Source organism: Frankia sp. EI5c (genome assembly GCF_001636565.1).
GTDB lineage: Bacteria > Actinomycetota > Actinomycetes > Frankiales > Frankiaceae > Parafrankia.
On sequence record NZ_LRTK01000013.1, the window covers coordinates 20,046 to 45,850 of the forward strand.

Below are 25,805 nucleotides of genomic sequence, written 5' to 3' on the forward strand. Positions count from 1 at the left end.
TCAGCAGTCCCCCCGGCACCCCGGCAGCCCCGGTGCCGCGGCGCCCTGGCCCCGCCGCCGCCGGCGGCTGACCAGCACCGTCAGGAAGCCCAGCGCGGCCAGGCCGCCCGCGGCGGAACCGACCGCACGCGGGTTCTCCCGCGCCTTGTCCCGGCCCGCGGTGGTGAGCGACGCCGCCTTCGCCCGGCCGACCGCGGCCTCTTCGGCGATCTTCGGCTTCAGCGCGCTGCCAGCATCTGACACCTTGGCCTTCACACCGTGGACGGTGCGCCCGGCGACCTTCTGCGGGCTGAGCCGGTCGGAGAGCTCGTCGAGGTCGTAGCCGAGCTGCTCACNGGTCATCTCGATCTCAGAGCGGATCTCGTCGGATTTCGTGCTGGTCACGCGCGCCTTCCTTTCGAGGTCGACGGTGCGGCGCCCCATCCGGGCGATCCCAACCGGCCGAATGGTCCCAGCCGGCCGAATGATCTCAGCGTCGGCGGTTCTGGGCCCACTGGATGTCCTCGCGGAGCGTCTCCACCGTCCGGGTCGGCGCGGGGTGCACGGTCCTGACCGTCCGGCGGCCGAGCAGGGCGAGTGCGCCCGCCGCGGCGGCGAGCAGGACGCCCACGATGAGTGCCGCCCAGCCCAGCGCCATGACCGAGCTGAGCCCGAACATGAACGCGAGCAGGAGGAAGACCAGCGCGAAGAAACCGGCGCCGCCGGCCCCGGCGAACATGCCGGCTCCCTTGCCGGCCTTCGTCGCCTCCTCGCGCAGTTCGGCCTTCGCGAGGGCGATCTCCTGCCGGAACAGGGTCGACACGTCCGTCGCCACCTCCGCGACGAGATGCCCCGTCGAGGCGCCACGCTGCCGGGAGTCGGAATCCGGCCGGAGCGCCCCGGCCGAGTCCTGGCCGGTCACGGTGGATCCGGGCGCCGCCGTGGAGGTGGCCGCGCGGCCGTCGTGGGTGTGCACGAGGATCTCCGCGTCGGCCGGGACTCCGGTGCGGTCCACCGTGGGCGGGTGCGGCCGTGGCGTGTCGGCTGTGGGCGTGTCCGGCGCGGTGGTCGGTGTTGTCGGCTGGCGGGCGAGAGTGCTGGTCATGCCGTCTCCTTCTCGACCGGACCTGACCCGCCCTCCGGCGGTGTCCATTCGGATCGGTGTAGACCCGGATGCCCGCCCGTCGACGGATAAACCCCGCCCGGGGTCAGTCGGCGCGCTCCTGCGGTGACGAGTGCTCCCAGTCGGCCAGGATGGTGCGGATCCCGGTGACCAGTGACAACGGCTGGTCGAGCATGACGTGGTGCCCGGCGAGCGGAATCTCGATCACGGGCGCAACCCGGCCCAGCAGGTTGTACATGAGATGGCCGATGTCCGGAGTGACCAGGCCGTTCTCGGCGCGGAAGAGCGCGACCCGGCAGTGCACCTTGCGCAGGACCTCCGGGGAGGGTGTCCGGTTGCCGAACACGTTGGGGTCGAACTTCCAGGCCCAACCGCCGAGCATCGCCCCCATCGAGTTCCGGGCGATGTGGTCGATGATGTAGGGAAGGCTGCTGGGCTGCTCGGGAACGGTGCGGAACCGTGCCAGCGCGTCGGTCGCGGCCGCGTACACCCGCAGCGGTCCGAAGGCGGTCCGTTCCCGGGCCGCCCGCTCCTCCGGCGTGGACTCCTTCACCGGCGAGTCGATGAGGACGATACCGGCCACCCGGTCCGGGTACTCGGCCGCGGTCGTGATGGTCACCCAGCCGCCCATGCTGTGGCCGATGACGATCGGCGGCGAGGTGATCCCCGCGTGGTCGATCACCGCGACGACCTCGGAGGCCCACGTGCTCAGCGAGTACTCGTCCCGCCGTCCGCTGTCGCCGTGACCGGACAGGTCGAGCGCGAGGACCCGGTACTCGGCCGGAACCAGCGGCGCGATGTGGTCCCACCAGCCGGCGTGGGCCGCGCCGCCGTGCACCAGCACTATCGCGGGCCCGTCGGCCGGCCCCCAGCACCGGTAGCTGATGGTCGTCCCGTCGACCTCGGTCTCCAGCCGCTCGGGACGGGTGTCGATCGCGGCCTCGAACCAGGCCGGTGCTTCCTCATACATCCATGTCTGCCGTTCGGCTCGTCGTTGTGGTTCTCGGCGACCGCCGCATCCCTGATGAAACACCGTGGACGCGCTGCCGCAGGTCGGATCGCCCGTTGATCAGGCCACGGTAGAGCGACACATGGCGGGCGGCCGCGGCCTCCCAGGTGAACCGCCGGGCAACGGCCCGCCCGGCTGCGACCCGCGCCGGATCCCGTGACGGCGCCGGCCACGGCTCGGCGGCGTCGAGGAAGTCGTCGAGCGCGGCGGCGAAGCCCGCCGGTGTGCCGGCGAAACGCACCGCGCTTCCGGCCGCGGCCAGCACCTCGCGGAGCACGGGCAGGTCACGGGTCACGACCGGCACGCCGGCCGCCAGCGCCTCCAGCGCGGCGAGCCCGAAGCCCTCCTTGGCGGAGGGAAAGGCGAAGACGTCCGCCGCGGCGACCAGGGCGGGCAGTTCCCCGTGCGGCACCGGCCCGAGGATGACCGGCTCGACCCCGAGGTCGGCCGCGCGGGCCAGCACATGATCACGGTAGCCACGGTAGTCGAACAGGGTTTCGCCGCCCGCGAGCACCAGTGACACCGGCGTCGATCGGCCGCGCAGCAGCGCGACGGCTTCGATGAGCTCCGCGGTGCCCTTACGTGGCTCGATGCCGCCGACAGCGAGCACGTACCGGCCGAGTTGCGACCGCCGGCGCTCCCGGGCCTCCCGGGCGCTGCCCGCCGCTGCCTCGAAGCGGGCGGTGTCCACTCCGTTGGGGATCACGGTGGCGTTGATGCCCCAGCCGTCGGCCAGTTCGGCGGCGACGGCCGCGGAGACACAGATGTGCGCCCACGGGCGGCGCAGGGCACGCTCGTGGCAGGCGACCAGCTCGGGCGTGGTGAAGGTGTCGAGGTGGTGGACGGTGCGGATGCAGTCGACCGCCGCGTTCGCGGAGATGCAGTCCTGCGCGTGCACGATGTCGTAGGCCGCGCCGCTTCGGCGGTGCGTTTCGAATGCCCCGGCCAGGAGGGCGATCGAACGCAGGATGCGCTGCCCGACGGACTCCTGCTCGACGTCGGGGAACGGCACGGCGCGGATGCGGACGGCGGGGTCGACGGGGCGGAAGAAGCCGGTGTCCCCGCCGCGGGCAAGCGTCCACAGATCGACCTGATGCCCCGCCCGGGCCAGCGCCTCGGCGAGCGCGAGGGTGGCCACCACACCACCGCGCGGCCGGGTCGAGTAGGTGAGCAGAGCCACCGCGAGCGGCCCGTGGCCGGCCGCGGACCCGGCCGCGGGGCTGCCGGTCACCGGCGCTCCGGCGGGAGTGGGCGGTCCGCGAGGGCCGCGGAGGCGAGTCCGACCAGGTCGCCGTGGCTGGGCCCCGGTATCGGCGCCGGTCGCCAGCCGGCCGCCAGGACGGCCCGCACCCGCGCGACGAACTCGGGTTCGGTCAGTACGGCGGAGGGCGGCAGCAGGGCGTTCTGCAGACGGGTGAACCTGTCCCAGACCCAGGGGTCGCGACGGGCGGCCAGGTACGCCTCTCCGTTGGTGACACCGTCCGCGGGCGCTCCCGGAGCCCCCGCTCCCGCTCCCACCTCCGCTGCCACTCCTGCCACCGGGGCCGCCGGCCAGGGTGTGAAGCCGGTGGGTGGTGCCCCCTGCGCGGGCAGCGTGCCCGGCGCCCGCGGGGTGCCCGCGGCCGCCGGCCGCCACCGCAGCAGCCGGGCCGCGTCCTGGGCACACGAGTCCTCGAACCAGGGGGCGAACTCGGCGCGCAACGACTCGTCGAGGGCGTGCGCCCAGCCGGCGGGGTCGCGGACCGCTCCTACCGCCTCCGCCAGCCGGACCGCGCCCAGCACGGCGAGTGTCACCCCCCGGGTGTGCGCGGGGTTCGTGATGACCGCCGCGTCGCCGACCTGGAGCAGCCCCAGCACCGCCGGACGGCCGTCCGACACCAGCGGCCGCAGCCGATTCGTCAGATGGGACATCGCGGTCACTGGCGACACCGGCTCGACCTGCTCCGGGTCGAGCCACGGGTCGAACATCGCGATGGAGCGCGCCGCCGCGTCGAACGCGTCGCCGTGGCGCAGCACCCGGATGGCGGTGTCCTCGGGCAGGACCCCGAAGGTCATCGAGAAGATGTCACCGTCGGCGGGGAACATCAGGCAGGAGTAGCGGTCGAAGGAGGCCCCGGCGGTGTGGCCGCGGTTGAGCGGGACGTCCGGTGCCGGGCCGCGGCGTCGGTAGAACCGCGAGTAGTAGGCGATGCCGCAGTCGACCTCGGCCTGCGGCGGCAGTTCCGCTCCCGCGGCGGCGAGCCAGCGACGGACCGGTGACAGCCGCCCGGCCGCGTCGATGACCAGGTCGGCCGCCCGGCTGGAACCGTTGGCCAGCCGCACCCCGTGAACCAGTAGCGGATCCCCGGACAGGCCGGTGGGTGCCGGCCCGGTCAGCAGGCCGGTGACCCGGGCCCCCGAATGGATGGTCACACCTGGCTCTCGCTCCACCACGACGCGCAGCGCCCAGTCCAGCACGGCCCGCCGGCAGCCGATCACGACGAGTTCGCCGTCGGCCGGCGGTGGGCCGCTCAGCGTGGGTGGGGCGTGTTCGTCCAGCCGGGTCTCCATGGCCCCGGCGGCGCGCACGGCGTCGAGTACCTCCGGGGCGTGCTCGGCGAGCAGTGACCGGCCCCGGGCGAGGAAGGCATGCGAGTGCCAGGTCTGGGTCGCGCCCGGGCGCCGCCAGCCGGCCACGTCGGCGAGGTTCGCGGGCCGGTCGTCGAGGTCACGTTCGACGATGTCGACCCGCCAGCCCTGCCGGGCCAGGAGCAGGCCCGTGGCGAGGCCCGCCGCCCCGGCGCCGAGGACGATCGCGTCCGGCATCAGCGGGTGACCTCGCCGGCCCGCGGTGGTGTGGCGGTCTCCGCCCGGCGCGCGGAACGCCGCGGGTCGAACGGCTCGCCGGCGAGCAGGCACTGCGGCTGGTAGCTCGCCGCGCGCCGGTCGCGCAGCAGGTTCAGCCCGCCGCGCGCGGCCGCCAGCGCGCCCGCCACGTCGACGGTCGCGACCGCCTGGCCGCTGGCTGCCCCGGTGGTGGCCAGCACCGACCCGTCCGGGTGGACGACCTTCGCATTGCCCACGAAGCGCAGCGAGCCGAAGGAGCCCGTCTGGTTGGACGAGACCCAGACCACCTGGTTCTCCAGCGCGCGGACCTGGTCGTAGAGGTTGAAACGCTGCGACGAGCGGTCCTGGGCGATGTCGGGCGCCGGCCGGGTGCTGGAGACGGGCNAGGCTGACAGACAGGCGACGATCCCGGCGTCGGCGAGGGCGAGGCTGCGCCCGGCCTCCGGGAACGCCTTGTCGTAGCAGATCATCATTCCCATTCGGCCGAGCGGGCTGTCGAACGCGGTGAAGGTACGCCCAGCCTCGTAGAAGAGGCCTTCACCCAGCGGCTGGTGGACCTTGCGGTGACGGCCGAGAACGCCGTCACCGTGTACACAGACCGCGCTGTTGTACCGGTAACGACCGTCACGCTCGGTATACCCCGCGCAGACCACCATATCTCCGGCCAGCGCCGCGAGCCGGGCGATCTCGGGGCCGTCCGGCTCGATCGCGGGCGGCCCGCCACCGGCGTCGAGATCCGTCTCGGCGGGCGGCAGGGAGTGCAGGTATCCGCCGAGCGCCCCCTCCGGCAGGACGAGCAGATCCGCCCCGCGCTCCCGGGCAGCCGCCACGTGCCGGCTGATCGCGGCAAAGCATTCGTCCAGGTCACGGCCGAAGGGGGCGGCGACGGCGGCGAAGGTCACCGGAGCGCCGGCGGGCCCGGGCCGACCGCCGCCCGGCTGCCCGGGCCGGGTGCCCCTCACGCGTGGCCCAGCCCCGTCACATGCCCCGACAACGCCGGGGTGCGCACTCCGTCCGGCCAGCGCAGCGTCACCCCGGTACCGCTGAGCAGCCGCCCGCAGCGCGCTGCGGTGGCCGGCTCCGGTGCGGGCACAGGTCGGTCGTCCACGTCCGTCGTCAACATCGCGTAACCGGGGAAGCAGGTCAGCCAGTCGCCGACCGTCGCGCTGGCCGGCCGGGGGACCGCGGCGACGTCAAGCTCGGCTGCGCATCCGCTCGCCTCCGCGAGCATTCCCAGTGTGCCGACGATGCCGACCATGCTGACATCCTTGGCGGCGCAGGGCCGGTGCCGCCGCGGCAGGTCCAGCAGTGCCCGCAGCTCCGCGGTGCGCCGGCCCGAGGTCGAGTCCCACTGCCGGCCGGAGTAGCCGGGCCGCCACTGGCCGCCCAGGTCGGCGGTGAGAGTGACGGCATGCCCGGGGAGTCCGCCGCCGGCGGGAATCGGTCGGTCGGAACGCCCCAGCGCCGTCACCGACAGCGCCGCCGCCACACCGAGCTGGGTGTGGCCGCCCAGGATCGGCACGCCATAGCGGTCGGCAGCGGCCCGCAGCCCGCCGATCACCCGGGCCACCCGGGACGCCGTGGGCCCGGCGACCGCGTCGAGCATCCCGACGGGCCGGGCGCCCATCGCCGCGAGATCGTTCAGGTTGACCAGCACCCCGCACCAGCCCGCCCAGTAGGGGTCGCGTTCGACCATGGAGGGCAGGATCGCGTCGCAGGCGGCGACCATGTCGGTGCCCGGTACCGGGGCGCCGTCGTCGCCGACGAAGCCGGGGCCGCCGGGGCGCATCCCGGCCAGCAGGTTCGCCAGCGGTGCCTTGATCGAGGCGGCGACCGCGGCCAGTCGGTTGATCGGCCAGCGCATGAGCACGTGCGCGCGGCCGGCGATGGCGGTCGTGCCCGCGATCATCCAGCCGAGCCGGCCGAAGAAGCGGACGCGGTCGGGCTGCACCGCCGCGTCGAAACGCAGCACGCCCTCGTTCTCGGCCCGGGCGCACGCCGCCCGCACCAGCGCGGCGCCGACCCCGGCGTAGCGGCCGCGGGCCGCCGCGGCGACCACGAGCCGGCCGCCCTGCCAGGCGCCGATGTCCTCGCCGCGCCAGATCGGCGCCAGCCGCACCCCGCCGATCACCACCCCGTCGTCGGCACCGCCGACCACCCGGGCGACCAGGACGATGCTGCGTGGGTCGCTGTCGACCTCGTCCAGATCACCGGCGACGTTGGCGGGGAACAGGCCCTGTTCGTGCACGAACACCTCGCGCCGCAGGCGGGCGTAGGCGGTGAAGGNGGCGAGGTCGTCGGCCTGGTCGATCCGGTAGGGCGGCTGCCCGGCGAGCGCGCGACGGTCCCCCCAGACAGCCAGCGTGTCCACCGTCCGGTTGTGGCTCGGAATGTGTTCTCCCGGAAGCAGCCCGTACATACTGATCATCCCCCTGCCTGGGGCAGGGCCGAGCACGCCCCGCAGGCCGCGCAGCCGGCGCCCTGGTCCGCACCGGTCATGCCGGCGGCCGTCAGCGCCGCCGCGACGCGGGCGGTCACGTCCGAGACGAGCTCGGGTTCCGGCGCGCGCGCCCCGTCCCGCGCGGCGAGTGTGCCCGCCAGCGGCCGGAACGGCACGACGAACGGGTACACGCCCATCGCGATGAGCCGGCGCGCGCCCGCGACCAGTTCGTCCGGATCCTCGCCGAGGCCGATCAGCAGATAGGTCGACACCCGGTTCCACCCGAAGACCCGGACCGCCTCCGACCAGGCCCGTTCGTATTCCGCCAGTGGCACGGTCGCCTTGCCCGGTGTCCAGCGGCGCCGGACCTCCGGGTCCAGTGACTCGATGTGCATGCCGATCGTGCTCGCGCCGGCGGCGCGCAGTTCGGCGAGCACGGAAAGGTCCGCGGGCGGCTCGCACTGCACCTGGACGGGCAGGCCGGGGACGGCCGCGACGACGGCGCGGACGCACTCGGCCAGCAGCCCGGCGCCCCGGTCCGGCCCCGCGGTGCTGCCCGTGGTCATGACCATCTGGCGGACGCCGTCGAGCCGCACGGCGGCCCGGGCCACCTCGGCGAGCTGCTCCGGGGTCTTCAGCCGGGTCGTCGCGCCGGCGCGCAGCGATTCCTCGATCGCGCAGAAACGGCAGCGCTCCGGCTCGCGGTAGCGGACACAGGTCTGCAGCACGGTGGTGGCCAGGACGTCCGTGCTGTGCAGCCGCGCGAGCTGGGAATAGGGCACGCCGTCCGCGGTGGCCAGGTCGTAGAAGCGCGGCCGGCTCACCGGAGTGGCCGCCACGCCCAGGTCCGTCCCGTCGAACAGCAGCCGGCCGGCGGCGACGGAGTACGGGCTGGTGGGGACGATCGGCAGGGCCAGGCCCCGGCCCGCGACGACGACATGGCCGTCGTCGCTCGGCCCGGCGCCGCTGCGACGCTGGACCGGGGCGTCGACCCGCACTCCGTGGACGGCGACGGCGCTGCGGACCGCAAGGTCGACCTCGTCCCGCTGCCGGTCGCCCGATGCGTGGTCAGGCCGGCGATCAGTCGCCAGTCCGTTCTTCATGTGTGGCCTCCCGTCGGGAGTCCGCGCCCGGCCCCGTCAGCACGCCGCGGCGTGCGCCCGAGAGCCTGGGCGGGAGATCGGGGTGGAGATATGAGGTCGCGCGCCCGCATCGGGCATGGGTCCGGTGCGGGCACGCGTCACGCCTGGTGGTGCGGTGGCCTTTCAGCCGGAGTCGTGACCGCTCGCCGCGCCGCGCCGCACCGATCCGAGCCGGGCTGGCCGGCGGGCCAGCCCGGTCGCGGGGCGTCAGATCATGTACGTCGAGTTCACGATCGCGCCCTTGCGGGTGTAATGGATCACACAGTCCTGGATGTCCAGCGGATGCGCGGGAATCACGCCCTCGATCAGGTCCTCCTCGCGCAGGCCGTGCAGCGAGAGGCCGAAGCGGCAGACGTAGACCTTCCCGCCCTCCTTGATGAAGGTCTCGATCTGGTTGTTGATGTTGTGCTCGCCGGCGAACGCGGAGTCGCCGGTGTGCGGGAAGCCCCGGGTGGCCATGCAGTTCATCGCCCCGGGACCGTAGAAGTAGATGACCGTCTCGAAGCCCTTACGCAGCGCCCGGGTCGCCTGCAGGATCGCGACGAAGCTCACGGATGACTCATGCGCGATGCCGTGGACGAGGGTCAGGTAGGACTCGCCGTCTTCCGCCTGGTAGTCGGGGAAGAGCTTCGTCGAGCCGTACAGGTTGCTTCCCGGGGGAAGCGAGGGATGCGGGACCTCGGTGAGGCTCTGGCGCTCGAGCTCCGTCAGCTCCATAGGTTCTCCTGTCTCGGTCGGGCGGTCTGGCTGACCTGGCGTGATCGACTGTTCACATCTTCACCGTGAACGGACGCTTCAAATAGCTGTCGGGTGTGGTCGTCCTGTCCCCTTTCGGAGGTAGAGGTCCTGGAAGTTCGTCGACAGGACCCTCCTGGCGAGCTCCGGGTCGCTGATCGCGCCGGTCAGCCGGGCGAGCTCGCCGCGGTGGTCGCTCCACGGCTCGTCGCTGGCGAAGAGCAGGCGGTCGTGGCCGATGCCGCGCCGCGCCACCTCCGCCGCGAACCAGCGGGGCGCGAAGCCGACCGCCCAACTGGCGTCGGTGTAGACCCGCCGCCCGGCGGCGATCCAGTCGAAGAACCGCCCGCCGATCAGCTTGATGTGCCNGCTCACCCCGCCGCCGAGGTGCACCAGGTGGATGGCCACCCGCCCGGCGTAGTCATCGACCAGCCGCCCCATCCGATCGATGTCGGACGGCCCGCCGGGCGAGGTGTGGACGTGGACCACCAGATCGTGTGCGTCCGCCNCCGAGAAGATCCGGTCCAGCCGCTCCCGGCACGCCGGGTCGTCCACGTCGCCGCCCAGCAGGAAGCTGAGCTTGAGCGCGGCCACCCCCGGTTCACCGGCGAGTGCCAGCGCCCGGTCGGTTTCCTCGGTGTCCTCGGGGCGTGCCGAGACCCAGAGCCCGGCGAGGATCCGCTCGTCCGCCTGGGCGGCTTCCAGGCAGAGCGGATTGAGCCCGAACGGGACCGCGGGGTCGGGGACGCCGTAGTTGGGGATCACCAGCGCCGCCGAGGTGCGCTCGGCGTCCAGGTCCGCGCGCAGTTCGGCGATGGTCTCGCGGGCGCCTGTCGCGGGGAGAACCGGCGGTCCGCCGTAGAAGGGATAGGCCGGCAGCCCCCCGAGATGTCGATGCCCGTCGTGTACGTCCGGTCGCGGCACGGTGGCAGTGAAGCACCCTGGTGTTTCCCATGTGTGGCCAACGTGACAATCCGGTCGCGCCAGTGGCCCCTTTGGTCCGTGCGTTGTCGAGATCTGGTCTTCGGGTGACCCCTGTGGGTAGTCGGCGAGCTGTCTCCGTCGCTTGCTGTGATCTTTCTGTTGATCTTCCGGTCCGACTCCTCGTCGCGGGCGCAAGCTGGAGTCATGCGGTACGCGGTGATGGCAGACCTGCATGGAAAACGCAAGGCACTGCGCCGGGTCCTCGCGGCCGCCGACAGGGTCGGGGTCGACGAGGTGGTCTGCCTTGGCGACTACCTGGAGGCGAAGGTGCCGATGCGCAGACACGATCCGGCCCGGTTCTGGCCGCTCGACGAGGTCGTCGATCCGGACCCGGAACTCTGGGCCCAGCTCGCGGACGTCCGGCGCGTCCTCGGCAACCAGGAGGAGCGGATCCGGGACCTCCTCGCCNCGGAGCAGGTGCCGAACCTGCTCGGTCCGTTGCTGTCCGGCGCCTCCATGACCCACGTCGACTTCGCGCTGGGGATGCACGGGCATCAGATCGGCTGGGATTTCGCCGAGGAGACCGACTCCTTCGCTCCGCTCGTCCGCGATGTTCCGGCCGTCCCGCTCGTCCTGGTGGGGCACACGCACCGGCGGGCTGTCTTCGAGGTCCGCCGGAGTGGCGAGCGGGGGGAGGGAGGATGCGGCGTGCCGGGCACCGCGCGGGGGCGCGTTCCCGGGGAGGGCGACCAGCTGGGCACGGTCAGATCGGTGCCGGTGGTGCCCGGGGTTCCGGTCGCGGTTCCGGTCCGGTCTGCCGGGCCCGAGCTGGTGACCACCGTCGTCAACGTGGGCCCGGCGGTCGGGCGTCCCTCGAACTGGCTGTTTTTTGATGCGGACCGTGGTGAGGTGGTCTTCCAGGAGGCCTGAATCCTGATCACCAAGATGACTTTGGGCCCGAAGTCTCGGGACTTTGGTCCTGTCGCCTCCGACATCTGGGGGTCGTAGGGTGGCAATACGTCCCGGCGAGATCCGCGCAGAGCCTACGTTCCCCCCGTACGTCAGGAGCTGTTCGGCCCCCGCCGGGGCACTTCTTTTTCCGCCTGGTCGCGGCGAGGCCACGAGCGGGCTGGATCCCGTTGGCCCACTGGTGTTGGCCCGATCGTGTCAGCATTTGCTCAGGTGAAATCCCGTCTCGGCGTTGTCGAAACGCGTCGGGACGGTTGATGTGCCGAGTCGCAGTTCTGTCCAGAAGCTCGCAGTTCTGTCCAGAAGCAAGGTCGGCACCGTGACGATCGTCGGGTGTGCGACACCCTCTGGGCGCCCCCGAACGGTGATCTGCCCCCATCATGTGAATCACGATCTGAATGCGGACGGCGCTGTTAGGTAGCACTCAGAGGTTCCCGCCCGATGTTCATCGCATAGGTGGTGCGTGTCGTTACTCAGGGCTGGAAATCGGCCCGGCGGCGGGGCGCGGGCGGTCGGGCCGACCAAGGCCGGACTGGCCTGGCGGCGGTGGTGGCGCTCGGCTCCGCTGTGAGGTCTGTAGCCTGCCAACAGAAGGTTCGGGGCAAATCGACGTCATCCGGATGGGGCCGGACTATTGGTTTCGATCAGTCGGATGGTCTGGTTTCGCGACGGTGCGAGCCGGCCTGGGCGCGACCCGGTAGCGTGCGAAGCCGATCGCATTGCGTATGCGATCGACTACAGAATCTGGGTTCGTTGACCTAGGGGGTTGAACCGGTGCAGGTCCCCGCAGCACGCATCGTCTTCTCGCAGGAAGACCGGGCAGAGGTAGCCTCCGTCGCNGCCGATGTGCTCACAACGGGCGCGATGACGCTCGGCGCGCACACCCAGGAATTCGAGGCGGCCTTCGCTGCCGCGCATGATGCTCCGTACGCCGTCGCTGTGAACAGTGGAACGGCCGCGCTGGAGATCATCCTCAGAAGTGTCGGCGTGGACGGATTCGACGTCGTCGTGCCGACGAACACCTTTGCGGCCACCGCGTTCGCCGTCCTGCGGGCCGGCGGTAACCCCGTCTTCGCGGATGTCAACGCGGACACGTTCGCGCTGAGCCCGGAGACCGTCGCGGCCGCGGTGACACCTCGGACGAAGGCTGTCGTGGTCGTGCACATCGGTGGGATGATTCCGCCGGACATCGACGAACTCCGCGCCGTTCTCGACGAGCGCGGGATCGTGCTTGTCGAGGATGCGGCGCACGCGCACGGCTCGAGCCTCGCCGGTCGGTACGCCGGTTCCTTCGGCGTCGCGGGCGCGTTCTCCTTCTACCCGACCAAGCTGATCACCAGNGGTGAGGGCGGGATGATCGTCACGGCTGACCAGCGGCTGCGGGACGAGGCTCGCCTGTACCGGGACCAGGGGAAGGCCGGATTCCTCGGCAACATTCACATCAGGCAGGGATACGCCTGGCGGATGAGTGAGGTCCATGCCNCCACCGGACGTGTTCATCTGCGTCACCTGGATGCTTTTCTGAAGCACCGGCGTGCCGTCGCGGCCCACTACGACCTGGCGATCGACGAGATGGGAGTGGAGCGGCCCCGCGGGGTGGAGGGCGGCGTGACGAACTACTACAAGTATCCGGTTCTTCTGGCTCCGGGCGCGGATCGCTCCCAGGTGAAGAAGGAACTGAGGGAAGGCCACGGAGTGTCCCTGGCGGGTGAGGTGTACGAGGTCCCGCTGCACCAGCAACCAGTCTTCGAGCAGTACGCCCGATCCTGTCTTCCGGTGGCCGAGGACATCTGTGCCCGGCATGTGTGCCTGCCGTTGCATTCCGACATGACCGACGCGGAGGCCGAGCACGTGCTCGGGTCGTTCCGCGCCGTGGTCCGCGGCCTGGAACTGGATGGTGCGTTGCGATGAGAATTGCCGTCACCGGCGGGTCCGGATTCATCGGCGGTCACGTCGTGGACCGCCTGCTCGACGCCGGCCACGACGTCCTGTCCCTCGATGTCGCCTCCTGCCCCCGACCGGACCCCAGGGCCGCCTACCGCGAACTCGACGTCCTGGACCTGGATGCGCTCACCGACACGTTCAGCGGGATCGACGTCGTCTTCCACATCGCCGGGATGTCCAACGTCGACTTCGCCTTCGCCGACCCGGTGCGTACCGTTCGCCTCAATGTGGAGGGGACGGGCAAGGTGTGCGAGGCGGCCCGCGGCGCCGGGGTGCGGCGGGTGGTCTTCGCCAGCACGGTCTGGGTCTACGGCGCCATGGCGGACCCGGTGGCCCCGGCGCAGCCGCCCGCTCCGGCACCGCCGCCGCTCACCGAGGAGGCCGAGATCGTGCTCGGCCGGGCGGGGCATGTCTACACCTCGACCAAACTCGCGGCCGAGCTGCTCCTGCAGAGTTACCAGCAGACCTACGGGCTGGCGTTCACAATTCTGCGCTACGGCATTCCCTACGGGCCCGGCATGCGCGATGAGCTCGTCCTCGCGCGCTTCGTCCAGAATGCCATGGCCGGGCGGCCGCTGACCGTCGCCGGTGACGGTCAGCAGTACCGGAAGTACGTGTACGTCCGTGATCTCGCGGACGCCCATGTGCTCGCCCTGACGGATACCGCACAGAACACGACGATCGCGCTTGAGGGCAACGAACGGGTCAGCGTTCTGGAGATGGCACAGGCGGTCCAGGCGTACTTCCCCGACGTGGCGATAGAGCACGTGCCGGCCAGGCCCGGGGACTTCCGCGGCCGGGAGATCTCCACCCAGCGGGCGGCGGGCCTGCTCAACTGGCGGCCGACCACACCATTCCGGGACGGCGTCCGGCAGTACATCGAGTGGTACCAGGCGAATCGGCAGCCGCCTGCGGTGGCTGCGCCATCTGTCGGGGATCTCGGCGTCTCCGCAGCCTCATCGGAGTGAGTGTGACGAAGATGGACGGGATCGAGGGCACTGTGAACGAGGTTCCCGCGGTGGGCGGTGCCGAGCCCCGGAGAGGCAACGTGCTGTTGCTGTCCGGCTCGCTCGGGATGGGGCACGACGTGATGGCCGAGGCCTGCGCGACGTCGCTGGAACGCCGCGGCTTCACCACCCGCACGGCCGACAGCCTGCGCATGACGGACGGCCGCGACGGCGCCCTCGGGCAGAACGTCTTCCGTGGTCTGATCGCCATCCCCGGTCTGTACGACGCGCTGCACTTCTCCCAGCTGCGGACCGGGGGCCGGGCAGCCCGCGCGATCGAGCGGACGTCCAGCAGGTTTCTCGTGCCGCGGCTGCGCGAGGATCTGCGCGCGCAGCCGGCCGACATGGTCGTCTCCATCTTCGCCTCCGCCGCCGCGGCGGTGAGCCGGCTGAAGCCGGAGTTCCCGGGGCTGGTCACCGCGGTGTTCTCCTCCGACTGCTGCGTGCACCGCATCTGGGTGCAGGAGAACACCGACCTCTTCCTCGTGACGTCCCAGACGGCTGCCCGCTATGTGCGCAGGTTCGCGCCGCAGGCCCGGGTGGCGGTCGTGCCGACTCCGGTGCGCATGCCGTTCTACGATCCGCCCACCCAGGAGGAGGCCCGGGCCAGCCTGGGCATTCCGCTGGAGAGCCGGTGTGTGCTGCTCATGTCCGGCTCCTGGGGGCTGGGCCCGTTGGTGGAGGCGGCCGAGTCGCTGGCCGCGGCCGGCGTCTGGGTGCTCGCCGTCGCCGGGCGCAACGAGAAGCTCGCCGCCCGGCTGACCGCACTCGCCGCCCGGGACCACCGGGTGATCCCGTTCGGGTTCACCACCCGGATTCCGGAACTTATGGCGGCCAGCAATCTGGTGGTCACCTCGTCGGGGGACACCTGCAGCGAGGCCAGGGTGATCGGCCGCGACCTGCTGCTGATGGACGTCGTCCCCGGCCATGGGCGGGACAATCTGCAGAAGGAGCTCGACCGTGGCCACGCCGAGGTGACGAGTACGGACCCGCGGTCCCTGACCCGGTCGGCCCTGGCCTGCCTCGATCGGGTCAAGCCGCCGTCGCAGCGGGTCGCCGCCACCCCCCAGGCATGGGAGCAGGCGTTCGGCGCGGCTCTCGCACAGGTGGGTCTGGGCGCCAACTGGTGAATCACTTCAGACACCCCGGCTCGTCGACTTTCCCGGCTGGATGGGACGCTGCGGGGGTGAGCCGCGTATGAACACGGCGCTCGTTCTCGGGCTGCCCACGACAGTTGTCTCGGCGGCGTTGTACGGGGTCGCCCCGCTGCTGCAGGCGATGGCCGCCCGCCGGGAGGAAGCCGGCAGCGGGCTCGGCCTGGGCCTGCTCGCCCGCCTGGTCACCCGGCCCCTCTGGCTGATCGGCCTGGGCGTGGAGGCGGGGTCGTTCCTGCTGGAGGTCTACGCGCTGTCAGTGGCACCGGTCGCTCTGGTGGCGCCGGTGATGGCCCTGGATATGATCGTTTTCACTCTGCTGGCCCGCCGGCTCCTGGGGGAGCAGATCAGCCGGGTCGGCTGGAGCGGTGTGGGCCTGATGGTGGCGGGGGTCGGGCTGCTGGCCTACGCGTTCCACCGCNACGCGGAGGTCGGCAGCCCCGCCGAGCGCAATGTGCTGTTCGCCTTCCTCGTCCTGGGGCTGGTGTTCTCCCTGCTGTGCGCGTTCGGCGCGAATCTGGCCGCGGCCAGGCGGCAGATTGCGGGCGCCGCCCTGGGATTCGGGCTCGCGGCCGGCGTCAGCTACGCCATCGCGACTCTGGCCACCAGGCAGATCGGGCTCGCGGTGCACGAGCGCCGCAACGGCGACTCGACGTTGCTGGATCTGCTGTCCACACCGACCCCCTACATCCTGGTGCTGTTCTCGGTGCTGGCGCTCGGCCTGGAACAACGGGGCCTTCAGGGGCGCGCGGCGGTCATCGCCTTCCCGGTCACCAGCGGGGTCTCGGCGTTCCTGCCGGTGACGCTTGGCCTGACACTCTTCGACGAGCCCACCCCGGACGGCCCGCGGATGGTGGCTCTCATCATCTCACTGATCATGGTCGCCGCCGGCATCGCCGCTCTCGGGNGGGACCGGATGGCGGCCAACCGTTCGGTTGAGGACGAGCTCGAACTCGGCGGCCTGCCGCCGGGTGGCCTGCCACCGGACGACGCGGCTCCCCGGCCCGCACACCCGGGAGCGGGCCGGGAGGGTGACTACGGGCGCCTCACCCATTCCGACGAGGAGTGGGCCGCTCCCGAAACCGGGTCGGGCACCGGGTCGGGACCCGGCTCGGGCATCGCCGGGGGCCCGGCTTCGGGCGGTGCCTCGGCGCGGCGTTCCGGCGACAGCTTCGGCCTCGTCACAGACCCATTGCGGAGTGCGCAGAGCTGAGTAAAGATGGATCTCGTGGGTGAAATGTCCGGTACCCCCGTCGGTTGGTGAGGGCGTCGCCTCGGGTGTTCCGCGTGCGGCACCGCTCGGCCGGGATTGGTGGCTCGCATGTACACGGACGACTCGGGGTTCGACAGCGCGGGCCATCAGGAGCCGGGATATCGGGTCGTCTCCGTGNGCCTGCCGAGCGACCTGTTGGACGTCGTGCTGCGCCGCGTGGGTCCGNACGGTCTCTCCGCATACGTCACGCAGGCGCTGTGGCGGCAGGAGCCGCGGGCCTCTCTCGTCGACTTCCACCGTTGGACGGCCGCGCTCAGCCGGGCGGCGCTGGAGCAGGATCCGTCGCGGGTCGAACCGCCCGCGCTGCACTGACCGCTGAGGCCCCGCCAACCGCTGAGGCCCCGCCAACCACAGGGTTCCCGCCAACCACAGGCGGCCGCCTGCCCCGCGCCGAGCTCGCCGGCGACGACTTCGCCGGCACCTCCGGGAGGAATCCGAGGTGGACGGCCGGGCGCCCGGGCGATCGGGGGGTGAACCCGGGCGGCCGGCCACAGCAACTATCTCACGCACTGCACATGGAGAGTTACCAAGAGTTCTTGGATGTGTGCATCGCGTGAGCAGCTCAACCGCTCTGGACCCATTCGCCGCGCCCGTCCCGTCTGAGGATTCTGGCCGGCCGCCGGCCGCCGGCCGTTGGCCGCGGGCCAGAACGAACCAGTAGCGGGCACCGGGCGCGGACGGCTACCGAGGCTCAGGGGTGAAGCGGTCGATGGCCTTGCGGACGCGGGAGTTCGCCTGCGCGAAGGTGATCTTCCCGTCCACGTACGCGGCCAGGGCCGTGCGGCGGACCCGTTCCACGCGTGGATCGGGCAGCGGAGTGTTCAGCAGGTTGGTCGTGGCGGTGGCCACGGCGATCACCTCCCGGTACCAGGGGAACAGGTGGACTACTGCAAAGCCGTGCCGGAACGGCGGCAGCCCGGCTCCCGGCGCGGCCGGGAACCCGGACGCGGTGCGGCGGGACCGCGGCGGGTGAATACGGCCGGCGGAGGGCCGAATGGGCGGCCGGCGCTGAACCAGGGACGTACCGGGCCGCGCGCCGTGGCGACCGCACCAGCGGGTGCGGTCGGCCGGCTGCGGCGCCGGCGCGGCGACTGGTCGCGGCGCTAGGCCCGGACCGGTGCTCGCTTGATGGCACTCACGACGTGGCTCCTCCGCTACGGAACGGGGCGGGACCACGGGATCCGGGCCCGCCCTCGAACACTATCCAGCCAAAACGGATGTCGCTTTCGGTCAATGTTGACCGGGTGAACATCTACAGAGTGCGTGACAGGGGCTGGTTTCGCAAGGGGCGGAGGGCAGTACGGTCACCGTGCTCGCGGTGCGGACGACGCCCGCGTCGCCCGCGGCTCCGTTCCGGTCCGCGGCAGGGTCCCCGCAGGTCAACGCGATCAGAACCGGCGCGCGCCCGNCGCGCCGGATGGCTCGGTGCGGCAGCTATCCGGCCGTCACGGAGCGCGAAGGGTGCGGGCTGTCGAACTGGCCGTCGCGAACTCCGGCGAGGAAAGCTCCCCACTCCGGGCCGCTGAAGAGGAGGACCGCGCCGAACGGCGCGGTCGAGTCGCGGACGGCGACGCCGCCGTCGACGTGGGCCACCTCGACGCACATGCCGCCGTCGCCGCCGCTGTAGCTGCTCCGGCGCCAGGCCAGCGCTGCCGGATCCACCACGACAGGCTTTCTCGACGTCTTCATCGAAAACCCTCCGAAACCTCGGCAATCAGGGCCACGGAGTCCGCCGGGCTGAGCGCGGACGCCATCAGATGATCGAGCCTGACTCTATAGCGCCGAATTTCCGCGGGACGTTCGAGGTAGAGGCTTCCGGCTCCTTTCTCTATATAGACCACATCGTGATCCGTCTCGTCCGCAAATCCGAGGACGGAGAATGTGCTGCCGAGTCCGGCATGTGCCCCGACGGAGAAGGGAAGCACCTGAACGGTGACATTCGGGAGCTGCGCCGAGCGGACGATCTGCTCCAGCTGGGCGCGCATGGCCGCGGCCCCGCCGACGGGCCGGCGCAGCACCGCCTCGTCGAGGATGACCCAGAGCCGGGGCGGACCCTCGCCGCGCAGCCGTGTCTGCCGGTCGAGCCGGAGCGTCACCCGGCGCTCGATCTCGTCGTCGGGTGCCTCGGGCAGGCTCGCCCGCATCACGGCCCGCGCGTAGTCGGCTGTCTGTAGCAGTCCGTGGACGAGTTGCGGCTCGTAGACGCTGATCGAGGAGGCGTCGGCCTCCAGCCCGATGTAGATCTCGAACCAGGCGGGGACGACATCGGAGTACGCCTGCCACCAGCCGTGCCGCCGGGATTCACGGGCCAGGGCGAGCAGCGCCTCGCGATGCTCGCCGTCCACCACCCCGTACAGTCCCAGCAGGTCGGAGACGTCCCTGGTGCGGACGGGGATGCGCCCGTTCTCCAGCCTGCTCATCTTGGACGCGGAGCAGCGCAGCACCTCGCACGCCTGCTCCACCTCGACGCCCGCCGCCTCGCGTAGCCGCCGCAGCTCGGCGCCGAGTCGCCGCCGGCGCACGGTCGGGCTGCTGTTCCTCGCTGTCACCGGGCCCTCCTGGGGCAGGCGTCCGGGCGGGGCCCGGGATGCGGACCAAGCCAACGCTCTCCGTCACGCATTCATCATCTGATCGCATAGATAGTCCGCAATCTGTAGCGAAACCACTACACATGGCCTTGCATATGCGTGGTGCAACCTCCATGCTGCAGAAGCAGTGCTCACCTTGAGTGGCGAAAGCGAGCTCCTGGGTGAGATGTTGTCGACGATTAGACCTACCAAGACGATTAGACCTACCAAGGGGAGCGTCGGTGGTGGTCGGGACGGTGCGGGGCAGCCGCGGCTCGACGTCGTCAGGCGTCCCCGGTGGGCTCGCGGGGCCGTCCGCTGGTCTGATCGTCCCAGCGATCGTGACCGGTGTCCTCCGGTATGGACGCCCCAGCGGATCTGGAGTCCGGATGAATCGACATGTGCGTGGCAGAGCATCCTGCGGCAGGCGGCTACGGCCGGCCTCGCTCCGGTCGGGGGAGCGAGATGACCCCGAGCCATCCTCGATGTTCGGCGTGATTCTCTTCGCCGGCGGCCCGCGGCGGGCCCGCAGGATCGTCCTCGCCTTTGATTCCGCGTCCGACGCCGATGCGTTTGCCGTGGAGAACCACTATGTGGACTATCTGGTCGCGCCGCTGTCGTTCCTGGCGCCGACCGGTGTACGGCGGATTCGATGAAGCGCGTCGCTGGACCGTCCGAGCGGCGNGGGGNAGCGGGGNTGGGATCACGATGAGCAGAAGATTCCTGGTCTTCGACGGGGACGGCGAACTGGTCGCCACCTTCGCCGGGTGGGAGGACGCCCACTCCTGGGCCCACCTGCGCTCGACCGAGCCGGCGAGCATCGGCCCGGTGCAGGTGGAGGACCGGGCCGAGCGCCGGACCTGGACGGTGGACGGGCCGCAGTGCCGGCTGACCGTCTGGCGGCGTCAGGTCGAGTACGGCTATTGCGCACCGCCGGAGCCGGACCCGGGGCCGGAACGGTCGCTGTCGTTCGACCCGCCCTCGGCACCCCCGCCGGGCACGGTCGGCCCGCGTCCGCGCAGCAGGCCGCGCCGGCAGGTCACGGCGTCCTGACGCCGCCGCGCGGCCGGCTGTACCACAGCAGGGCGGCCAGCAGAGCGGTCGCCGCCGCCGCATAGCTGTTCGCGCAGGCGATCTGCCAGGCATCGTGGCCGAACTCGGCGTTGTCCCCATGGGGTGCCCACCAGATCGGGGCGAGTACGGCCAGCGCCGCTCCGGCCAGCGCGACGGGTCTTCCCCAACGTGGCCGCGCCCCGTCGAGACCGAGGCACAGCAGCAGCGGAACGAGCCAGACCCAGTGGTGGCTCCACGAGATCGGTGAGACGATCAGGCCGGTCAGCGCGCAGGCGGAGCCCGCGAGCAGCGTCTCACCGCGCCGGTGCAGGCGTACCGCCGCGATCAGCCCGGCGATGAGCACCAGCCCGGCGATCGGCAGGTACAGCGGCCTGGCCTCGTCCGGGCCGGACATCAGCCGGGAAAGCACCCCCAGCACGGACTGGTTGGCGACATAGGGGATGCCACCGATGTGCTCGGCGTCGAAGAAGGTGTGCGTCCAGTAGGTGGCCGACGGGCCGTAGCTCACCGCGAAACCGACAGCCACCGTGGCACCGAACGAGATCGCGGCGGTCGCGGCTTCGCGCCACCTGCCGACCCACACGAGATAGAGCAGGAATACCAGCGGGGTCAGTTTGACGCCGGCCGCGACGCCGATGAGGACACCGCGCGGGAGGAGACGGCGGCGGCCGAAGAGATCCAGCGCGACCAGCAGGGCCAGGAAGATGTTGATCTGGCCGAAGCTGAAGGTGCTCCGTACAGGCTCAAGCGTCANGGCGAAGCCGGTGACGGCGCAGGTGGCCAGAGCCCGGGCCCGCCGGTCGGGTAACGAGAGGACGGCCGCCGTCGGGAGCGCGCAGAAGAAGTAGAGCGCGACCAGCAGGGCCGCGCTCCAGAGAAACTGGGCGAGGTGGACCGGCGGCAGCGAGACCGGGGCGAAGACGGCCGCGGCGAACGGCGTATAGGTGAACGGGAGCCCGGACTCGTCGTTGACCTGCGCATACGGATCCGCGCCGTGCAGGATGGCCGTGCCACCCATGCGGTATACGTCGAGGTCAACCAGCCGGCTCGTGAGAGCGAAGAAGAGGAAGACGGCCGCGAACACGAGCCCAAGGGTGATTCCGGCCACGCGCAACAGGTTCCCGGAATCAGTTTTTCGGATGGCGGTCGTCAACGCATCTTCCATCCGTGACCCGGGGGCAGTGGGCGGCGTGAATATCTCGGTGTTCCCGCAGGATCCTATTGTGAGGTGCGCCCGGCGGGCGTGGCCGGGACGGATTCATGGGGCGGCGGTGGTTTTCGGTCGCACCCGTCCAACGGACGGGAACGGCCAACGCAATCGTTCGTGAATCCGGGCGCCGGGACCGCCCGTGGGCCGCCGTGGACCGCGCGCGTGGTCTTCGGCGCGCGGCGGGTCAGCGTGCCGAGTGGTGGTCGTCTATTCGTTGCAGCAGGCGGATGAGCTCGGCGCGTTCGGTCGGGGTCAGCGGGGCGAGCAGTTCGTCCTGGGCCTCGTCCACGAGCTGGTCCAGGGCGTGCAGCCGGGAGAGCCCGGCCGGAGTCAGGGTGACGATGTTGCGGCGCCGGTCGGTGGGATCGGGGGCGCGGGCGACCTCCGCCCGCTCGGTCAGGCCGGCCAGGACGGCCACCATGTCGCTGCGGTGGATGCCGGTGCGTTCGCTGAGTGTGGCCTGACTCGCGGGGCCGCCATCGCGGAGCGTGACCAGTGTGGCGTACTGCCAGCGGGTCGCCTCCACCGCGCCGAGGTGCGCGTTCGAGATCCGTTCCGCGTGCATCGCGGCGCGGCCGAGGAGCCGGCTGGCCATTGACCGCAGGCGCGCGGGAGCCGCGGAGGGGTCGGTCGGCCTGTGGTGGTCGCGCTCCGGCATGAGCGACATCCTAGCGCCTTGCGTTAGTCGCACTAACGAATTACGTTAGTGGACGAACGTTAGGAGCGCCAACGATGCAAATTGATCCATTTCGCGCCGCCGTGCCGCAGGCCGACCTCGACGACCTCCACGCCCGCCTCGACCGCACCCGCTGGCCGGACGAACTGCCGGGCAGCGGCGACGAGTTCGGCGTGCCGCTGGCCAGAGTGCGAGAACTGGCCGACCACTGGCGCCACCGGTACGACTGGCGGGCGGCGGAAGCCGAGCTGAACGGCCATCCACAGTTCGTGACCGAGATCGACGGCCAGCGGATCCACTTCCTGCACCTGCGCAGCCCGCGGCCGGCGGCCCTCCCGCTGCTGCTCACCCATGGCTGGCCGGGGTCGGTCGTGGAGTTCCTCGACGTGATCGGTCCGCTCTCCGCCGACTTCCACCTGGTCGTCCCGTCGATTCCAGGCTGGGGCTTCTCCGGCCCGACCCGCGAGCGCGGCTGGGACGTCGACCGGGTGGCCCGGGCCTGGGCGGAGCTGATGCGCAGGCTGGGCTACCGGCGGTACGGCGCGCACGGCGGTGACTGGGGGGCGGCGGTCTCCCGGGCGCTGTCACAGCACGACGCCGAGCACGTCGTCGGGATCCATCTCAACTATCTGCCGACCCCGGCGCTGCCCGGTGACCCGGACCGCGCGGCGCTGACACCGCGGGACCGGGAGCGCCTCGCCCGGACGGAGGCCTACCAGCGCGCCCAGCCGGGGGTCCGGNTCATCAACGGCACCCGGCCGCAGACACCGGCGTACGCCCTCAACGACTCGCCGGTCGGGCTGCTCGCCTGGCTGCTCGACCCGATGACGATGTGGGCCGCCGCCGACTTCCCGATCAGCGTCGAGCGGGTGCTCACCAACGTGACGCTGTTCTGGCTCACCGGCACCGGCGGCACGGCCGCGCGCCTGCACCGGGAGACCGGCGGCCCGCCCTCGTGGCGGACCGTCCAACCGGTCGGTGTCCTCGTCCTGCCCGAGGACATCACCCTCCCGATCCGGCCGTATGCCGAGCGGCGGATGCCGATCACCCGGTGGACGGAGGCCGACCGCGGCGGCCACTTCCCCGGGCTGGAGGTGCCCGAACTGCTTACCGCCGACCTCCGCGCGTTCTTCCTGAGCCTGTAGAGCCCCCGGATTCGTACCGTGATCGCTCGCGGGTTACTCGCCTCGGGATGGGGATACGACGAGATCACCTCTCGGCCGCTGAGGGCTGGACGGCCAGCGCCTGACGCAGTCGCTCCCGGGCGCGGCGCAGGCGCTGCCTGACAGCCGACGGCGTGATCCCCAGGATTGCGGCCATCTCGTCGGCGGTCAGGCCGTCCCAGCCGGAAAGTGTGAGAACCGCCTGGTCGGAGTCGGTGAGCTGTGCCAGTGCGGCCCGGATCTCGACAGCGTGTTCGGGTAGTGCTTCGTGGGCCGGGCCGACTGTGGCGAGACGGGCGCGAAGACGGTCGGCCAGCGCCGCCTGCCGGATCTGGCCGCGGCGGTGGTTGGCGAGCGTGTGCCGGGCGATGCCGAACAGCCAGGCAGTGGCCGCCTCGCCGTCGGCCGGCAGGTCGGAGACCCGGCGCCAGGCAGTGGTCAGAACCTCGGCGAGCAGGTCGGCGGCATCGGTCGGCGGGTCGACCCGGCGGGCGAGAAAGGCCAGAAGCCGCGGGCCGACCGTGCTGGCGAGAGAGGTGAACCATTCCGCGGTCCTGGTCCCCTCGGTGTCGGCGTGCGAGGCCGCATCAACGGCGGAACCGACCGGCCTGGTGGTCACTCGCCGCCACCGATCCAGGCGGCGTCGCAGTTCGCCGTGATGTGTTGCCGAGCCGGGCCTTCGTCACCGCGGGCGGCGGCTTCGGCGATGCCACGAAGGCTGTCCCGGATTCCGCCCCCGTCGACCTCGGCGATGATTGGCCAGGAGGGCATACCGCGCATGACCGCCACAGCCTGCGCGGCCCGGTCGGTGTCGCCCGCCTGGCGGGCGGTGAGCCATTCGCCGTCCCAGACGCAGACCGCGTAGAAGGCGAACCTCGCCCGGACGCCGGTGACCTGCGTCAGCGCGGCTTCCCGCTGGCCGTTGGCAACCTGCTGGTCGATGGAGGGCTGCCAGCCGCGGCCGGCTGGCAGCGGGATGTCGGCCGGCCGCAGCGACTCCACGACGTCGCGGAAATCCGGTGCGCCGGTGTTGAGCCACTCACTGGTGTCGTTCTCGGTGTCTCCGGCCGAGCCGAACAGGCCTGTCCGGGCGAGGCCCTCACCGAAGGTGAACGCTGCGGTCCCCAGCAGCGCCGCGGCCGCCAGCCCGGCCACCGCGAGACGTCGTCTGGTGCTGTGGCGCCCTGACTGGCGCTCTGGCATACCGCGCTCCGGCATGCCGCGCGCTGCCATCCCGCGTGCTGCCATCCCGCGTGCTGCCATCCCGCGTGCTGCCATCCCGCGCTCCGGCGAGAGTCGTGGCCGCCCGGGACGGTTCGGCCGTGCCGTCGGCGCGCTGTTCGGGGCAACCTCGCCGACGGGCCCGGCGTGCGTAACCGCCGTCGCAAGCTCGCTGACCAGGCGGGCGATGTCCTGGTCAGTCGCCAGGTCTGCCCCGATCGGGTCCGCGGACCGAAGGCGGCGGTCGAACTCTTCCGCTGACAGCATGGCTCTGATCAACCTCCGGTGTCGATGTGGATCGGCTGACCAGAACATGTCCGGGACACCGGTCGACGTGACAGCCGTGCGTCGCGGAACCGCCCGCGGCGGGCGGGTCGTCGTTGACAGGCAAGTATCTGCTTGCCTATGGTTCCGGTGGTGGGCGAGGTCAGCGGAGTGACTGATCCCGGGGGAGAGATGCTCCGGGCGCTGGCGGATCTCACCCGCCGGCGGATCCTTGACGAACTGGTCCAGCGCGACGGGCAGACCCTCTTCGAGATCTGCGCCCGGCTCGCCACGAAATACCAGCTCGCCTCGACCCGACAGGCGGTCTCGCAGCACCTGGCCGTACTTGAGGGAGCCGGGCTGGTCGTGACGCGCCGTGAGGGCCGGTACAAATTCCATTACCTTGACACGTCGCCGCTGGATCAGATCGCGCTGCGATGGCCGCCGCGCCGGCAGACAGGAGCCGAAGACCGGTGAAGATCAACCTGACGAGCATCCTGGTCGACGACCAGGACAAGGCCCTGCGCTTTTACACGGAGATCCTCGGTTTCGTGAAGAAGACCGAGATCCCGCTGGGCGAGCACCGCTGGCTCACCGTCGTCTCCCCGGAGGATCCGGACGGCGTCGAACTGGTGCTGGAGCCGGACGCGCACCCGGCGGCCCGCCCGTTCAAGGACGCGCTTACCGCCGACGGTATTCCGTACACCTCGTTCGCCGTCGAGGACGTCCACAAGGAAGCCGAGCGCCTGCGCGCCCTCGGGGTCCGTTTCACCCAGGAGCCGACTGAGATGGGGCCGATCACCACAGCTGTCCTCGACGACACCTGCGGCAACCTCATCCAGATCACGCATGGCGGTGGCTGACCCGAGGTCGGGGTGGCGGTGGGTGGTCCGGGGTGGCGGTGGGTGGTCCGAGGTGGCGGTGGCTGGTCCGGGTGGCGGTAGCCGGTCCGGGGTCGGGGGGGCTGGTTCGGGTTCGGGGTGCGGCCGGCTCGGGGTTGGGGTGCGGCTGGCTCGGGGTTGGGGTGACAGACCTGTCTGATTGGACGGGGCGCCCCGGTGGCGGGGCGGGTCGGCCGGCCCGTGGTGCGACGGTCCCGGGCCGG

25 protein-coding genes and 12 pseudogenes are annotated in these 25,805 nt (G+C 71.6%); 14 read left to right on the forward strand and 23 right to left on the reverse strand.

What is annotated here, in order from left to right:
• The 15 genes and pseudogenes from UG55_RS09210 to UG55_RS46915 all read right to left on the reverse strand — a co-directional run.
• On the reverse strand, positions 1-335 hold a 335-nt coding region (locus UG55_RS09210; protein ID WP_242424056.1), incomplete at its 5' end, for a DUF3618 domain-containing protein.
• A gap of 1 nt (position 336) precedes the next feature.
• A pseudogene (locus UG55_RS45240) lies at positions 337-423 on the reverse strand (hypothetical protein); the annotation flags it as partial.
• 46 nt (positions 424-469) lie between these two features.
• A complete protein-coding gene (locus tag UG55_RS09215; protein WP_083986610.1) occupies positions 470-1,084 on the reverse strand; it encodes a phage holin family protein in 615 nt (204 codons plus the stop codon).
• Positions 1,085-1,187: 103 nt separating this feature from the next.
• Positions 1,188-2,072: an alpha/beta fold hydrolase gene (locus UG55_RS09220; RefSeq protein WP_066065777.1), complete on the reverse strand. Its 885-nt coding sequence runs from the start codon at positions 2,070-2,072 to the stop codon at positions 1,188-1,190.
• The gene (locus UG55_RS09225; RefSeq protein WP_083986611.1) at positions 2,065-3,342 is read right to left on the reverse strand and encodes an MSMEG_0565 family glycosyltransferase; all 1,278 of its coding nucleotides are present in this window, start codon (positions 3,340-3,342) and stop codon (positions 2,065-2,067) included. Before UG55_RS09225 ends, UG55_RS09220 begins: the two co-directional genes overlap by 8 nt.
• On the reverse strand, positions 3,339-4,916 hold the full coding sequence (locus UG55_RS09230; RefSeq protein WP_066065780.1) for an NAD(P)/FAD-dependent oxidoreductase: 1,578 nt from the start codon (positions 4,914-4,916) through the stop codon (positions 3,339-3,341). Before UG55_RS09230 ends, UG55_RS09225 begins: the two co-directional genes overlap by 4 nt.
• Positions 4,916-5,321 (reverse strand): nitrilase-related carbon-nitrogen hydrolase (locus UG55_RS34425; RefSeq protein ID WP_396230850.1); only part of this gene is annotated, 406 nt, incomplete at its 5' end. The genes UG55_RS09230 and UG55_RS34425, both read right to left, overlap by 1 nt.
• A gap of 1 nt (position 5,322) precedes the next feature.
• A pseudogene (locus tag UG55_RS34430) lies at positions 5,323-5,839 on the reverse strand (carbon-nitrogen hydrolase family protein); the annotation flags it as partial.
• A 56-nt stretch (positions 5,840-5,895) separates the two neighbouring features.
• Positions 5,896-7,223, reverse strand: a 1,328-nt coding sequence (locus UG55_RS09240) for an MSMEG_0567/sll0787 family protein (protein WP_242424057.1), incomplete at its 5' end; no start/stop codon positions are given.
• Position 7,224: 1 nt separating this feature from the next.
• Positions 7,225-7,365: pseudogene (locus tag UG55_RS45245) on the reverse strand (hypothetical protein); the annotation flags it as partial.
• Complete coding sequence (locus UG55_RS09245) at positions 7,362-8,480, reverse strand: MSMEG_0568 family radical SAM protein (protein WP_066065788.1); 1,119 nt, start codon at positions 8,478-8,480, stop codon at positions 7,362-7,364. The gene UG55_RS09245 and the pseudogene UG55_RS45245, both read right to left, overlap by 4 nt.
• Before the next feature lie 246 nt (positions 8,481-8,726).
• Positions 8,727-9,236, reverse strand: coding sequence for an MSMEG_0572/Sll0783 family nitrogen starvation response protein (locus UG55_RS09250; protein ID WP_066065791.1), 510 nt, complete (start codon positions 9,234-9,236; stop codon positions 8,727-8,729).
• Between the two features lie 78 nt (positions 9,237-9,314).
• Positions 9,315-9,622 (reverse strand): annotated as a pseudogene (locus tag UG55_RS34435) (amidohydrolase); the annotation flags it as partial.
• Between the two features lies 1 nt (position 9,623).
• Positions 9,624-9,762, reverse strand: a pseudogene (locus UG55_RS34440) (amidohydrolase); the annotation flags it as partial.
• Position 9,763: 1 nt separating this feature from the next.
• Positions 9,764-10,178 (reverse strand): annotated as a pseudogene (locus UG55_RS46915) (amidohydrolase); the annotation flags it as partial.
• Positions 10,179-10,382: 204 nt separating this feature from the next.
• Here UG55_RS46915 and UG55_RS34450 point away from each other — a divergent pair.
• The 9 genes and pseudogenes from UG55_RS34450 to UG55_RS34480 all read left to right on the forward strand — a co-directional run.
• A partial coding sequence (locus UG55_RS34450; RefSeq protein WP_242424058.1) for a metallophosphoesterase family protein occupies positions 10,383-10,646 on the forward strand: 264 nt, incomplete at its 3' end.
• A 9-nt stretch (positions 10,647-10,655) separates the two neighbouring features.
• Complete coding sequence (locus UG55_RS34455; protein WP_242424066.1) at positions 10,656-11,108, forward strand: hypothetical protein; 453 nt, start codon at positions 10,656-10,658, stop codon at positions 11,106-11,108.
• Positions 11,109-11,987: 879 nt separating this feature from the next.
• Positions 11,988-12,487: pseudogene (locus tag UG55_RS34460) on the forward strand (DegT/DnrJ/EryC1/StrS family aminotransferase); the annotation flags it as partial.
• 1 nt (position 12,488) lies between these two features.
• Positions 12,489-12,629 (forward strand): annotated as a pseudogene (locus UG55_RS34465) (DegT/DnrJ/EryC1/StrS family aminotransferase); the annotation flags it as partial.
• Position 12,630: 1 nt separating this feature from the next.
• Positions 12,631-13,058, forward strand: a pseudogene (locus UG55_RS34470) (DegT/DnrJ/EryC1/StrS family aminotransferase); the annotation flags it as partial.
• Positions 13,055-14,059, forward strand: coding sequence for an NAD(P)-dependent oxidoreductase (locus UG55_RS09270; RefSeq protein WP_066065803.1), 1,005 nt, complete (start codon positions 13,055-13,057; stop codon positions 14,057-14,059). The pseudogene UG55_RS34470 and the gene UG55_RS09270, both read left to right, overlap by 4 nt.
• Positions 14,056-15,228: a glycosyl hydrolase gene (locus tag UG55_RS09275; RefSeq protein WP_066065806.1), complete on the forward strand. Its 1,173-nt coding sequence runs from the start codon at positions 14,056-14,058 to the stop codon at positions 15,226-15,228. Before UG55_RS09270 ends, UG55_RS09275 begins: the two co-directional genes overlap by 4 nt.
• A 67-nt stretch (positions 15,229-15,295) precedes the next feature.
• A partial coding sequence (locus tag UG55_RS34475; protein ID WP_396230851.1) for an EamA family transporter occupies positions 15,296-15,673 on the forward strand: 378 nt, incomplete at its 3' end.
• 1 nt (position 15,674) lies between these two features.
• Positions 15,675-16,159, forward strand: a pseudogene (locus tag UG55_RS34480) (EamA/RhaT family transporter); the annotation flags it as partial.
• 1,047 nt (positions 16,160-17,206) lie between these two features.
• Here the strand turns inward: UG55_RS34480 and UG55_RS29420 are convergent.
• The 3 genes from UG55_RS29420 to UG55_RS09295 form a co-directional block, all read right to left on the reverse strand.
• On the reverse strand, positions 17,207-17,374 hold the full coding sequence (locus UG55_RS29420; protein WP_199865088.1) for a hypothetical protein: 168 nt from the start codon (positions 17,372-17,374) through the stop codon (positions 17,207-17,209).
• Positions 17,375-17,959: 585 nt separating this feature from the next.
• On the reverse strand, positions 17,960-18,214 hold the full coding sequence (locus tag UG55_RS09290; protein ID WP_066065817.1) for a DUF397 domain-containing protein: 255 nt from the start codon (positions 18,212-18,214) through the stop codon (positions 17,960-17,962).
• Complete coding sequence (locus UG55_RS09295; RefSeq protein WP_066065820.1) at positions 18,211-19,074, reverse strand: helix-turn-helix transcriptional regulator; 864 nt, start codon at positions 19,072-19,074, stop codon at positions 18,211-18,213. Before UG55_RS09295 ends, UG55_RS09290 begins: the two co-directional genes overlap by 4 nt.
• Before the next feature lie 503 nt (positions 19,075-19,577).
• Here UG55_RS09295 and UG55_RS29425 point away from each other — a divergent pair.
• Complete coding sequence (locus tag UG55_RS29425) at positions 19,578-19,748, forward strand: hypothetical protein (protein WP_199865089.1); 171 nt, start codon at positions 19,578-19,580, stop codon at positions 19,746-19,748.
• Positions 19,749-20,131: 383 nt separating this feature from the next.
• Here the strand turns inward: UG55_RS29425 and UG55_RS09305 are convergent.
• The 3 genes and pseudogenes from UG55_RS09305 to UG55_RS09310 form a co-directional block, all read right to left on the reverse strand.
• Positions 20,132-20,919, reverse strand: a 788-nt coding sequence (locus tag UG55_RS09305) for a glycosyltransferase 87 family protein (RefSeq protein ID WP_242424059.1), incomplete at its 5' end; no start/stop codon positions are given.
• Position 20,920: 1 nt separating this feature from the next.
• Positions 20,921-21,331, reverse strand: a pseudogene (locus UG55_RS46190) (sugar transporter superfamily protein); the annotation flags it as partial.
• 229 nt (positions 21,332-21,560) lie between these two features.
• Positions 21,561-22,043 carry a MarR family transcriptional regulator gene (locus tag UG55_RS09310; RefSeq protein ID WP_083986613.1) on the reverse strand — a complete coding sequence of 161 codons (483 nt, stop codon included), beginning with the start codon at positions 22,041-22,043 and terminating at the stop codon, positions 21,561-21,563.
• Between the two features lie 65 nt (positions 22,044-22,108).
• Here UG55_RS09310 and UG55_RS34495 point away from each other — a divergent pair.
• Positions 22,109-22,792, forward strand: a 684-nt coding sequence (locus UG55_RS34495; protein ID WP_242424060.1) for an epoxide hydrolase family protein, incomplete at its 3' end; no start/stop codon positions are given.
• 1 nt (position 22,793) lies between these two features.
• Positions 22,794-23,197: pseudogene (locus UG55_RS34500) on the forward strand (alpha/beta fold hydrolase); the annotation flags it as partial.
• 64 nt (positions 23,198-23,261) lie between these two features.
• Here UG55_RS34500 and UG55_RS09320 read toward each other — a convergent pair.
• Both UG55_RS09320 and UG55_RS09325 read right to left on the reverse strand, forming a co-directional pair.
• The gene (locus tag UG55_RS09320) at positions 23,262-23,834 is read right to left on the reverse strand and encodes an RNA polymerase sigma factor (RefSeq protein ID WP_066065830.1); all 573 of its coding nucleotides are present in this window, start codon (positions 23,832-23,834) and stop codon (positions 23,262-23,264) included.
• The gene (locus tag UG55_RS09325; protein ID WP_242424061.1) at positions 23,831-24,418 is read right to left on the reverse strand and encodes a hypothetical protein; all 588 of its coding nucleotides are present in this window, start codon (positions 24,416-24,418) and stop codon (positions 23,831-23,833) included. The genes UG55_RS09320 and UG55_RS09325 overlap by 4 nt, the downstream gene beginning before the upstream one ends.
• A gap of 423 nt (positions 24,419-24,841) precedes the next feature.
• Between UG55_RS09325 and UG55_RS09330 the strand changes: the two genes are divergently transcribed.
• Positions 24,842-25,177, forward strand: a complete 336-nt coding sequence (locus tag UG55_RS09330; RefSeq protein WP_066065837.1) for a helix-turn-helix domain-containing protein — start codon at positions 24,842-24,844, stop codon at positions 25,175-25,177.
• The gene (locus UG55_RS09335) at positions 25,174-25,563 is read left to right on the forward strand and encodes a VOC family protein (protein ID WP_066065840.1); all 390 of its coding nucleotides are present in this window, start codon (positions 25,174-25,176) and stop codon (positions 25,561-25,563) included. Before UG55_RS09330 ends, UG55_RS09335 begins: the two co-directional genes overlap by 4 nt.
• Positions 25,564-25,805: the final 242 nt, after the last annotated feature.